The 11676-nt window shown below is 39.0% G+C and carries 10 protein-coding genes and 1 pseudogene; 2 read left to right on the top strand and 9 right to left on the bottom strand.

Annotated elements, in window-relative coordinates; genetic code table 11:
* Window positions 1-564: 564 nt before the first annotated feature.
* Entirely contained in the window at window positions 565-1485 is a 921-nt protein-coding gene (locus AAHB15_RS14715; protein ID WP_335571777.1) for a LysM peptidoglycan-binding domain-containing protein, read from the bottom strand.
* A 321-nt stretch (window positions 1486-1806) separates the two neighbouring features.
* On the opposite strand from AAHB15_RS14715, the pseudogene AAHB15_RS14710 reads away from it, so the two are divergent.
* Together AAHB15_RS14710 and AAHB15_RS14705 are read left to right on the top strand one after the other, a co-directional pair.
* Window positions 1807-1896, top strand: a pseudogene (locus AAHB15_RS14710) (HPF/RaiA family ribosome-associated protein); the annotation flags it as partial.
* Window positions 1897-2014: 118 nt separating this feature from the next.
* Complete coding sequence (locus tag AAHB15_RS14705; RefSeq protein WP_098531297.1) at window positions 2015-2149, top strand: BA3454 family stress response protein; 135 nt, start codon at window positions 2015-2017, stop codon at window positions 2147-2149.
* Window positions 2150-2279: 130 nt separating this feature from the next.
* Here AAHB15_RS14705 and AAHB15_RS14700 read toward each other — a convergent pair whose 3' ends face one another.
* The 8 genes from AAHB15_RS14700 to AAHB15_RS14665 form a co-directional block, all read right to left on the bottom strand.
* On the bottom strand, window positions 2280-2930 hold the full coding sequence (locus AAHB15_RS14700; RefSeq protein ID WP_342042683.1) for a YesL family protein: 651 nt from the start codon (window positions 2928-2930) through the stop codon (window positions 2280-2282).
* Window positions 2931-2945: 15 nt separating this feature from the next.
* Complete coding sequence (locus AAHB15_RS14695) at window positions 2946-4367, bottom strand: glycoside hydrolase family 32 protein (RefSeq protein ID WP_342042682.1); 1422 nt, start codon at window positions 4365-4367, stop codon at window positions 2946-2948.
* Entirely contained in the window at window positions 4360-5346 is a 987-nt protein-coding gene (locus AAHB15_RS14690; protein WP_342042681.1) for a carbohydrate kinase family protein, read from the bottom strand. Before AAHB15_RS14690 ends, AAHB15_RS14695 begins: the two co-directional genes overlap by 8 nt.
* A complete protein-coding gene (locus AAHB15_RS14685; protein WP_335573079.1) occupies window positions 5346-6191 on the bottom strand; it encodes a carbohydrate ABC transporter permease in 846 nt (281 codons plus the stop codon). Before AAHB15_RS14685 ends, AAHB15_RS14690 begins: the two co-directional genes overlap by 1 nt.
* A gap of 15 nt (window positions 6192-6206) precedes the next feature.
* Complete coding sequence (locus AAHB15_RS14680) at window positions 6207-7130, bottom strand: carbohydrate ABC transporter permease (RefSeq protein WP_342042680.1); 924 nt, start codon at window positions 7128-7130, stop codon at window positions 6207-6209.
* Between the two features lie 57 nt (window positions 7131-7187).
* On the bottom strand, window positions 7188-8462 hold the full coding sequence (locus AAHB15_RS14675; RefSeq protein WP_342042679.1) for an ABC transporter substrate-binding protein: 1275 nt from the start codon (window positions 8460-8462) through the stop codon (window positions 7188-7190).
* A gap of 325 nt (window positions 8463-8787) precedes the next feature.
* Window positions 8788-9921 carry a response regulator transcription factor gene (locus tag AAHB15_RS14670; RefSeq protein ID WP_335573081.1) on the bottom strand — a complete coding sequence of 378 codons (1134 nt, stop codon included), beginning with the start codon at window positions 9919-9921 and terminating at the stop codon, window positions 8788-8790.
* Window positions 9914-11665 (bottom strand): cache domain-containing sensor histidine kinase, encoded by a 1752-nt coding sequence (locus AAHB15_RS14665; RefSeq protein ID WP_342042678.1) that lies wholly within the window; start codon window positions 11663-11665, stop codon window positions 9914-9916. Before AAHB15_RS14665 ends, AAHB15_RS14670 begins: the two co-directional genes overlap by 8 nt.
* Window positions 11666-11676: the final 11 nt, after the last annotated feature.

The raw sequence follows: 11676 nt of genomic DNA, 5'->3' as shown, positions 1-11676 counted from the left end.
CAAATGGGAGCATGGGGACGGTTCTCGTGCTTCCATTATGAATAAAAAGAACCCTCCCCATACTTCCATATTTAATGCAAAAAAAACGATTTTCATCTTTATCTTTGAGAGTCGTTTCTAAACAATTCAATTAAATATTGTAGTTCACTATTAGTACATGGTTTTAAAGCAGATGCCGATGCTTCCAGGTACGTGCAATTTTAAAACAAGCTCTGGTAGGAACGTGATAATCAAAGAAAGAATTAGCCGATTTAATGCTTTAAAACGACATATATTCGACCATAATCCCTATATGCTTTACTAATTAAACGTTTGGTTGAAAAAGCCAAAATGGTCGTCCTTCAAGAATTCCTCTTATAAACTATTAAAAAAATTTGTCGAACATTTCACAGAAAAAAACTTAATTTCCCGGAAAATTCTCCTTTATTCGTTTGGACTGACATCGTTCTCTTCTTTTTCCGATTATTCACCACTAACCAAACGATTGTTTAAAAATGAGATGAGCCGCATCAATAGTGTATTTCACTATCCAAACGTTTAAAAGAAATGTCGAGAACCGCGGGATTATTTCACACGTATTTTTTGACCGGCCCGGATAACATTCGGGTCGCTAATACGATTCCAAGCTTGCAGCTGGGCGACTGTAGTTTCGAAAACCAATGCTATTTGAGACAAAGTATCGCCCGCTTTTATGATGTAAAAAGCAGGTTCTGGTGATTTTTTAATAGAAAGGCGCAAAATCTGACCAGCATAAATGATGTTAGGATTATCGATTTTATTTATTTTTACCAACTCATCAACCGTTTTATTAAATCTCGTCGCAATTCCGCTTAATGTATCACCTGGTTGAACTGTATAGGTGGTTATAGCAGGCTGGAGCGAACCTGCAGCCGCGACAGTTCTGCTCCACGATCCAGCACTATTCGAAAATTCATTATAATCAACTTGGATACCTGCTAGTGTTGTATTATGCTGATATTGAAGAATATGGATAAAATCAGCTACATTGCCACGGGACCATGAAGTTGTCTGCCAATAAAAATCAACGGCATGGTAACGAAAAAGCGATTGGAGCACAGAATAGGAACCATAAACTCCCACTTTATAACTTTTGTCCATTCCGTCTCGCACACCCGAAAAATAGTTTAAAATGGAGGCCATGTCAGATGGTTGAGCATCATAATCAACCGCAAAGTAAATGGCGCTTCCTTCTGTCTGTTCAATTGTGTTCGCATAAGAAGATGCTTCTTTTGCATCAGAAATCCCTTTGTCCTTTGTAAAATAAGCCACGTTCGTCGGATTGGTTTCCCATATACTTACGATCTTTAACCCTGCAACTAAAATGGCATCTGCCTCTGGTTTGTCCATTGATTTCCAACTGTTTCCGAGGTAGCGTGCTACATACTGAATACCATTGGATTTAAGTCCAGCTAGTAATCTATTATTAAGCTTTGTTGCACAGTCCACTCCGTTTAATTCCCTCATATGAATTCCCTCCAATTTTAAGAGTATTTTGAATTTCCATTCCTGCCGTGTCCTACTTTAAATTAATTAATCTATCTGCTATGTTGTACCTTCTTACTTATGTTTATGTTAGCACAATACTTTTGATTGCTTTCCACACATTGCTTCTCCATTCCTTGAATTCAAATAGTCCTCATGTTTTTAAAATTGCATTCCTATTCCTATTAAAAGTTAAGGAAACATTCAGGTTAGTCGTGCACAATACAGACATGGTTAAAGAAACATTATCAACTTATATTTCTACTAACGATTAATTGATAAATAATTAGGAGGAATTCATAAATGAAATTTAACATCCGGGGAGAGAACATTGAGGTAACTTTTGCAATTCGTGAATATGTTGAAAAGAAAGTATCAAAGCTAGATCGTCATTTAATCAAGAATAACCGAATCGCGTTAATATAACCCTTATTAAGAGGATTAGGAAATTGATATATGGGTAAACAAACTATGAAAAAATATTAACTTATCTAAAAGGAGAAAGAACATCATGTGCATGTATACCATCTATGTACCCTTCAAGGGAAAATTATATCAAACTAACGTTATAGCTGATAAAAACCTGACACAAGAAGAAATTCACAGGATTGGAAAAGAGCAAGTATTGAAACAATGGGCAAATTAAATAATAATATGATTTAAAGAGTCCACAGAACCCTTAGTGGATTAAATAGTGGAACCCATTCTAAAGTTAGAATGGGTTCTTTTTGTTTAGCAAAGAATGTCTTCAACCAAATCCCCCCAACACTCTAATATTAACTAGAACGTGGATCAGATCCCGTAGTGAAAGGAATATACCTCGATTGTATCCTTGGCAGCTTCCCAACCTTATCAAACGCCAGCATCGAAAACCGGAATGAGATCATCGAAACAGGAACAACAATAACAAGAACCATTAATGGCGCATAAAAAAGTACCATACCTGCCCCAATCCACATCAGGATAATGGCAAAAGTTGTCTTCCCATCAATAATAGAAAATGTAAACGCCTGTTTAATCAGTTCAAGTCTTTTTGTCTGATAATGAACCATAATCGGAAACAACATAGCACAAGTCAACATATAAAGAATAAACGTTGTCACTGTTACCACAATCAGTACCACTTTTACGGTACCAGGCACCTGCAAGAAAAAGTAAACATCTAGCAAAAGCAGCATCCCAAGGAATAGCCATAGATTGCCCACCAGAAATCCTTGTTTAAAAAATAACCGATATTCATGGATAAAGCTCCGAATGACGCTTTCATCCTTATACAAATGCCACTTTCTAATTACTCCATACATCGCGGCAGTGGAAGGTCCAATCGTCAATACGGGCAGCGAACAAATCACCCATAAGAAATTTAGGATGACGATGTTCGTAACAGTTTTCAAGAATATAGAGGTCTTTCCTTCCCAAGGATTCATGGTTAACACCCTTTCTTATTTCCAAGTAGATTCAAGATGACGTAACTCAACATTTTCTAAAATAACTTCCCCATCCAAAGCCCTGAAGTCTAAGGTAAATTCGGACTCTAATGGAAAGAATAACTCTGTCATTACACGATTACCCTGATTGACAAAGAGCTCAATGGAGGTTTTATCGAGTATCAAGGTAAAATCATTCAATCTTGCCAACGGCATCCGATCAATGCTGGCAAAAAGCTCAGAAAAGGATATCTGACCACTATCCCTGCGGTCGATCCGTACTTCTTTTCTCTCTTGATCAAAGACAATCTCCAGCCGTTCCTGTTCTCCTCTAAAAGTAATCAAAAACTCGGAAGCGGTACTGTTCAACACATTCGCTTTTGCAAATAATTGGCGGTTATCCAATTTAACCTGATATGTCTCACTAGGCCTTAGAGTGATCGTTTCATTTGATACTACCGCTTTCTTAAATAATGAAGAAAGATCAATAGGGGATTGAACCAAGGTGAACTCTCCATCAACCCGACGCAGTCCTAACTTCCTTGGTATCGACATCGCACTCCTAAACGGCTCAGATGGAACTTGATTAGCGTATTGCCAGTTACTCATCCAGCCAATCCAAATCGGTTCAGGAAAATTACTCCATGTAACGGCAGCATATAAATCACGTCCAAAATCCGCCCATTTCACAACCTCCGGACGATCATCACAAACAAACTCTACGCCATCGAATTCCCCAACAAAATACTGGACAACAGAACCACCATTCGGCCCGCCTGGATTAATACTGACGATCAAGATCCATTTCTTTTGGTCCTCCCCTTCAACCGGCAATTGAATTAAATCCGGGCACTCCCAAACTCCACCATGCGCACCGTATTCACTTCCAAACGCCGATAGAAGCTCCCAATCAATCAGATTGGGTGAGCCATAAAAACGAATGCAGTCGCCGCTCGCAAGCGACATCACCCATTTTTCTGACTCTTCATGCCAAAATACTTTCGGATCACGGAAATCCTTTTGTCCTGGATTCGGAATCACTGGGTTTCCTTCATATTTAACCCAAGTCCTTCCTCTATCATTGGAATAAGCAATACTTTGCTTTTCATTATCCTCACCATGATGGGTGAAAATCGCGACCATCACATCTTCATCCGACGTCTTTAAGCCGCTTGTGTTCTGCGTGTCAACGACCGCACTGCCTGAAAAAATTTGCCCTAACTCATCTGGATAGAGTGCAATCGGCAGCTCCTCCCAATGCAGCAAATCTTTACTTACGGCATGCCCCCAATGCATGGGCCCCCATACCATACTGTGCGGATGATATTGGTAAAGGAGATGGTACTCACCCTTGTAATACACCAATCCATTCGGGTCATTCATCCAATTTTCTTTCGGGCTGAAGTGAAGCTGGGGCCGATATTGCTCATCATACATGCTGAACACCTCTAATTATTTTTTCTAATTCATCCAAAGGAGGTACGACACTGAACCCGCCCTTTACCGTAGTCGAATAAGCGGCTACACGATTGGCAAATTGCAGCATATCCGCTAAATCCTGTTCCGTTAATTCATGAATTGATTTATTTTTAACTAAAAACTGATGCAGCACCGATGCCATAAAGCAATCCCCAGCCCCTGTCGTATCCACAGGCTGTACCGTATGTCCGTCTTCTTCAAGGACGTGTCCGTTACAAACGACCAACGCACCTTCTTTCCCTTTTGTCATAACCAACAACGGAATATTGTGGGTTTCTGCCAGCACTTGAGCAGCCATCAAGGCATCTTCTTCATTCGTAATAAATTGTACTTCCTCATCCGAAATCTTGACGATATCCGCCCACTTTAATCCTTCGACCATCCACCATTTTGCCTCATCTTGATTCTCCCATAATAACGGTCGATAGTTTGGATCATAGCTAATGGTTTTATGGTTCTCTTTGGCATATTTCAATGCTGCCAATGTCGCTTCTCTTGACGGATGATGGGTTAAGGACAAAGAACCAAAATGAAAGACCTCAGCCTCTCGAATTAGACCCCATTGAATCTCATCCTTTGTTAAAAGCTGGTCTGCCCCGGGATTACGGATAAAATCGAAGGTCCGATTCTTTTCCTCATCCAAAGATACAATCGCTACTGTTGTTGGGGCTGATCTTTCAGTCAGCACATAATCGACATTGATATTTGCACCTTTTACTTGTTTCCTCAGATAGCCGCCAAAAGCATCGTTCCCTACCTTTGAAATATAAGCAGTCGTATGTCCCCACTTGGCTAATCCAGACAATACATTAATCGGCGCACCGCCGACCTTTGCTTCATAGGAAGGGGCATCAGCGGTATAATCATGATGGGGAATTAAATCAATCAGTAATTCCCCTAAGGATACAACTTCGCACTTGCCATTTTCCTCTTTCATTATCCTTTCACCCCACTAGACGTAATTCCTTGGACATAATAACGTTGGAAAAATAAGAAAATCAAAATGACCGGAATAGTTGTTAACGTAAGGGCAGCCATGATCTGACCATATTGAATGTTGTTATCGGTGAACAAATATTGAATCCCTATTTGTACCGTTTGAATCGACTGGTCGGTTGCCACAATCAGCGGCCACATAAAGTCACTCCAATGGGTGACAAAGGTTAAAATAGCAGCTGTCGCAAAGACAGGTTTCGAGTTAGGAACAACAATCTTAATAAAAGTCTGCCATGGGGAAGCCCCATCAATTTGGGCCGCTTCTTCCAATTCTTTTGGAAAGCCAATGAAAAACTGCCTGAACAAAAAGATATTAAAGGCGCTGGCGATAAACGGAACAATCAGTGCCGGATATTGATTAATCCACCCAAATTTATTGACGACAATATAGAGGGGAATCAAGACACTCTCAAACGGAACGACATACAAAGCAATGATAATAAGTAATACATAGTCACTGCCAGGGAATTTCAACTTTACGAGCGCATAGGCACAAATCGAATTCACAATGGTACCAAATAGCACAATCATACCAACTGTAAATAAACTATTACCCATATAATGAAAGAAATTAATATTATCGGAGAATAAAATTTTTGAATAGTTATCAAACGTCATTTGTTTAGGAATAAACGCTTCAAATCCCATATCTTTAAAAATTAAGGTTTCAGGTTTGATTGAAGCAATAATCATCCAAAGGAGCGGCGAGATAAACAAAAACCCAAGTACAAGGATGCTTATCGTAATCCCTATTTTTCCCATTCTTTTTTTCGTACGGTTTGTCATCAGTAGTCCACCCCTTTATTGTTTTAATAGTTTCTTAAGAACCATGGATGTAATAAGTACCACTAGGAAAAAGACAACGGCAATCGCAGATGAATAACCAACATCCCGGAATTGGAACCCGTTTTCATAAAGCATAAAGACAAGTGTTTTAGTTGAATCGCTAGGTCCGCCGTTAGTCATAACATATGGCTGGATGAATAAGCGAAACGCTTGAATCGTTGTGATGATCAAGACAAAGCCGGTGACATGTTGGATAGACGGCAAGGTAACATTTCTAAATTTCTGCCATACATTGGCCCCGTCGATTTCAGCTGCTTCGTACAATTCCTCAGGCACATCCTTTAATCCAGCGAGGAAAATCATCATTTGAAATCCGGCCGCCTGCCAGATTGACATAAAGATAATGCTGTTCATCGCCTGGTTAGGACTTAACAAAAACGGCTGGTTTTTGATTCCAAAAAAGTTCAAGGTATGATTGATGAGTCCATTATCCACGTTGTACAAAAAGGTCCATAAAATCGCGACGACCACCATGGAGGTAACAACCGGACTGAAGAAGAATACCCGTCCTAAGGAAGCCACCTTTACCTTTTTATTAACGAGAATGGCTAGAAAAAGGGCAACCCCACATTGAAGAGGAACAACAAGAGCGGTAAAATATAACGTATTTTTTAATGCCGTGAAAAAGATGGCATCTTGGAAAAGCCTTACATAGTTATCTAAACCAGTAAACACCTTTTCATCGGGGTTTAACATATTGTAATTCATAAAGCTATAAACAAATGCTAGAGCGACCGGTAAGATCAAAAATGTAAACAACAATACTAAAGCGGGAAGAGAAAACAACACTCCTAGTACTTTTTGCTGACGCTCGTAGGTCATGTTCCTTTTACGTTTGTACTTGACCTGACTTTCACCTTTTCTAACGATTGTTTCCATTTTTCACACCACCTTGTAGGAAAAAAGGCAATCTATTGATTGCCTTTTATCTAGTTTTTATTTTTTTCGTCCAATTTCCTTATCGACTTCTTTCGCTACCTTATCTAATTCTTCCTTAACATTTCCCCCTAGGAAGATGTTTTGGACAGCCTGACCGTACTTGGTTGACAAGACAGGGTAAGCCGTAGTTACAGGTCTAGGATGAGCTGACTTTAACACTTGATCTTTTAGAATGTTAAGCGGTGCTTCATTCCATTCGGTCATGGCTTCAAATGAAGACATACGTGCCGCCGGTTTATTATCAGCCTTAGCTAGTTTAATCACATTGTCTTTATTCAAAATGAAGTTTAGAAGTGTTGCAGCTTCTTTCTTATGCTTTGTATCCTTGGAAATTCCCCAGTTCCAGTCGCCTGATGGTGATACTTGCTCTCCATTGTTGCTCTTTGGATAGTAAGTGATTCCCCATTCTGTATTAGGATAATCTTGTAACTTTCTCCATTCCCAAGAACCCATTAACATCATCGCAGCCTTTCCTTCTTCAAACTCAGTTGGTTTAGGCTGTAAGTTCACTAGACCCTCTTTCGTAAACTTTTGGAGATATTTCAATGCCTCCACTGCTTTTGGACCATTTACATAACCTTCTGCTTTTGAACCATCTTTAGCGATAAAGCTGCCGCCATTACTCCAAACCGTTGGGCCGGAGAAGTAAATAATCCATTCACCATAATCGAGGGTCCAGTTTACTCCATAAATCCCCTTCTTTTTGTCCGTTAATTTTTTAGCAGCTTCATAGAATTGATCCCATGTCCAGGCATCTTCTAGCTTGGTTGGAGGTTGAATGCCCGCATCGGCTAACATTTTTTTGTTATAAAACAGGGCAACCGTTGATTCCGTAGCTCCAACCGTATATAACTTTCCATTAAAAGTACCTTGTGTAATAATCGACTTGACAAAATCATCTTGATTCTCAACAAGACCGTCAATTGGTTGGATAATTCCGGAATCAGCGTAGTTCGCGACATTCGGACCATCCATCGCCACTAAATCAGGCAGTGTATTACTTGTTGCTGCAGCAGAAACCTTATCTTCATAGGCATATTTATTACCCCTTGGGATAAAGGTCATTTCTGCTTCAATTTTCCCTTTATATTTCTGATTGAATTCCTTAATAATTTCTTTGTAGGCGTCAGCTGTGTCTCCCTTAGGATGCCATAAGGTTAATTTGACGACTCCACCGTCACTCTCTGACGAAGAACTTTCCTTACTTCCGCAAGCGCTTAAGATTCCAAGTAACAAAACAACAGCCATACTAAGTGCTAAAAACTTTTTCACCTAAATTTCCCCCTCTGTCTTGTTTTTGCTATAAAGCGTTTTCATGTATTTAGAATAATGGAAATGAACCGCTTTCAAAACGTGGTATTCCGCTTATCAATGTTTAAATTCTTACTATAATTAGAAAAGCGCAAGCGCCCTGGTCAGCGGCGTATGGCCTGGAGTGCTCCAACTGAGATAAAGGAAACACGAAGAGCTTAAGCGATTCGATGTTGACTTATCGTAGGGCGGAGCGCGAAGGACACTAGCCGCTAGGGCGCTGGAGCTAGACAATGTTCAAAGTTAATTTCCCTAATATTAAAAAAGCCTCTCAAAATATGAGAGGTTATTTGACCATTTTTCGATATTCACTTGGTGTTTTCTTCATTTTCTTTTTAAAAACCTGACTGAAATACCGTTGATCAGTATAGCCCACTTTTAGAGCAATTTCATATGTCTTTAATTCTAGATTCTCCAATAGCAGGCAGGCATAATCAACTCTTACATTGGTCAAGTATTCGAGAAAGGTAACCCCTGTTCTTTGTTTAAAAAGATGGCTAAAATAGCTGACACTTAGGCCAACCTGTTCTGACACCTGCTCAATTCCTAAATCCTGCTCAAAATGATTCTTTATATACGAGATCGCGTCATCCATTAAGTCTGCTGCCGATTGTTTCGGTTTATACTCCTGTTTAATCAATTCGTCTGTAATGATGGCACTTTTTGTAAAGGCATCAAACTTAAGCAGTTCCCTCGCATGGGTAACAGACTTTTTAACATCAAATAAACAATCAACGTAGTCGCCAATGGAAACAACACACTTTTGTGAAGCCTTATTGATGATTTGCTGGGCTACATCCGCAGCACATTCTTTTATCGAATCATCAGAACCTGTTAATACAATAATGATCTCTTCATCTGACATCCTGTACACATAAAGGTTCTCATGTATTTGTTGAACGACGACCTCAACGTTTTTTTCATAGGATTTCACAGCTAGTGCGATATAGGGCTGGTATTTATTCGGCACCTCTAAGTCTGTTTTTTCTGTTGTAATCCATTCATAGATGAAGAACTTTTCATATTCATGTTCATTAAGTTTTTGTTGATTTAATTCGGCAATGGCACGCTCAATGCATTCTTGCAATTCATCATAGTCGATAGGTTTTAGGATATAGTCGAAGGCGTTATTTTTGATTCCTTCTCTAGCATACTCAAAATCATCATATCCACTAATTAATAGGGTGATTGGCTTATAGGGTATCTTTTGGATTTTCCTTAATAAATCAATTCCTGTCATTCCAGGCATTGAGATATCTGTTAAGACGAGATCGAACCGTTCTTTTTCTAAAACTTGTATTGCCTCATGGCCATTTTGGGCGGTACCAGCAACGGTACAATTCAGTGCCGGCCAATCGATAATTTGTGTCAGGTTTTTTAAAATCAAAGGCTCATCATCAGCTATTAATACTTTATACATGTTTATCACCTTGAATTGGGAATGAGATTCTAATCGTCGTACCTTCATTTACACTTGAACAAATCATTAATCCATATTTTTTACCGTAATAAAGATCTAATCGTTCCTGAACGTTGCGAATACCATGTCCTCCATGTTTAGGGCGCTCTTCTTCTGAACGATTTAATTTAAGCAATACGTTATGTTCCATCCCCTTGCCATTATCCTCGATGAAAAATTGGCCATGTCCATTCCTAATGGTCCCGCTAATTTTGATTAGACCTGTGTGATCCTGATTAAAGGCATGGATTAAGATATTCTCCACTAACGGTTGAAGAATCAGTTTTAAGACAGGCTGGTATTCCAGTGCTTTTTCAACCTCCACTTCATATGAAAAACGGTTATCATATCTGACCTTTTGAATTTCTAAGTAGCTCATCACATGCCGAATCTCATCTTTAACCTTCACTTCGTAACCGCCATTGATGCTGATTCGCAATAATTTACCAAGGTTAATCGTCATTTTACTTATATCCTTTTGACCATTTAAGGATGCAAGGGCATTAATCGATTCGAGCGTATTGTATAAGAAGTGAGGATTAATTTGCTGTTGCAGTACCTTGAATTGCGCCTCCCGCTTTCTCTCCTGTTCCGTTTCCACTTCTTTTAATAACCTTTGGATACGTGCAATCATGTTATTGAACCCAATCGCGATATTCTCTAATTCCTTTATTTTATAACGCCTCATCCGAATGCTTAACGTTCCTTTTTCAGCAAGCTTCATGTCTTTTAATAGCTCTTGAATGAAAAGAGAAATACGTTTTAAATAAAACAGGTTAAAAAGACCTGCAATGATTAAAGCTAAGCCGACAATTAATAGGGTCATATTTCGAATATGAGTAATATCGTTAGAAATTTCCTTCCATGGTTTAATCGAAATCATCATGAGGGAAGAAGAGCTTGAACCCGTGTGGAAGCTTGAAGGCATATACGTAATTAAACTTTTTTCCCCGTCCCACTTATCAATCAAATATCCGCTTTTCTTTGATTGAATGTCGGAAAAATGATTAATAGCAAAGGGCTTGCCAATCAGCTCTCGATTTAATGAATAGACGATTCTGCCATTTTGATTGACTAACATCCCATAGGCTGTACCTTCTTGTACATCCTTGAAAATCGAATCAAACAAGTTCATGTTGACGTCTAAGATGACATATCCTAAGTTATTAAGCGTATTAATATCCTTTACCACTCTTCCTAATGTGAAAGAAAATCGTTTGTCCTGTGTAAATGGCTGATCTTCAGAAGGGGTTAACCACACGGGTCTCCCCTTTTCTTTAATAATTTGCTGGTAAAAAGGGCTTGATCGAAATTTTTCAAATGCAGGGATTTGGGTATCTCTTAAATGGGTGGCTCCCCCGCTTTCCCTATATAAAATAAAATCAGCAATTTGAGAGTTTCCCAGCATCATTCCAGCGACTGCCTGCTGCTTATTATAAAAATCAATCATAGAAGTTTGATCGTTTGTATTTAAATATGACTGAATCTCACCTGATGAAATGACATAATCTGAAAATGCATCTACCTCAGAAACCGAAGCCATTACATTTCGGTCAACCGCCTTCAATGTTTGGACCGTCTGACTGCTGATTTTTTGCTGAAGTGTGGTCGATGATATTTTGTAAGAGACAAATCCCAATATAATAATAGGTAATAAGATAAAAAGTAAAAAGGCGAGTATCATTTTTTGTTGAAATCTTAGCATGCAGACACCTT

Source organism: Bacillus sp. OTU2372, from assembly GCF_038440275.1.
Taxonomy (GTDB): Bacteria; Bacillota; Bacilli; order Bacillales; family Cytobacillaceae; genus Neobacillus; species Neobacillus bataviensis_B.
This window is presented reverse-complemented; position numbering and strand designations above follow the sequence as displayed.

Excerpts from the sequence above, each read along its gene's own strand:
- AAHB15_RS14715 (WP_335571777.1), bottom strand. The coding sequence starts at position 1,485 with ATGAGGGAATTAAACGGAGTGGACTGTGCAACAAAGCTTAATAATAGA.
- AAHB15_RS14705 (WP_098531297.1), top strand. The coding sequence starts at position 2,015 with ATGTGCATGTATACCATCTATGTACCCTTCAAGGGAAAATTATATCAA.
- AAHB15_RS14700 (WP_342042683.1), bottom strand. The coding sequence starts at position 2,930 with ATGAATCCTTGGGAAGGAAAGACCTCTATATTCTTGAAAACTGTTACG.
- AAHB15_RS14695 (WP_342042682.1), bottom strand. The coding sequence starts at position 4,367 with ATGTATGATGAGCAATATCGGCCCCAGCTTCACTTCAGCCCGAAAGAA.
- AAHB15_RS14690 (WP_342042681.1), bottom strand. The coding sequence starts at position 5,346 with ATGAAAGAGGAAAATGGCAAGTGCGAAGTTGTATCCTTAGGGGAATTA.
- AAHB15_RS14685 (WP_335573079.1), bottom strand. The coding sequence starts at position 6,191 with ATGACAAACCGTACGAAAAAAAGAATGGGAAAAATAGGGATTACGATA.
- AAHB15_RS14680 (WP_342042680.1), bottom strand. The coding sequence starts at position 7,130 with ATGGAAACAATCGTTAGAAAAGGTGAAAGTCAGGTCAAGTACAAACGT.
- AAHB15_RS14670 (WP_335573081.1), bottom strand. The coding sequence starts at position 9,921 with ATGTATAAAGTATTAATAGCTGATGATGAGCCTTTGATTTTAAAAAAC.
- AAHB15_RS14665 (WP_342042678.1), bottom strand. The coding sequence starts at position 11,665 with ATGCTAAGATTTCAACAAAAAATGATACTCGCCTTTTTACTTTTTATC.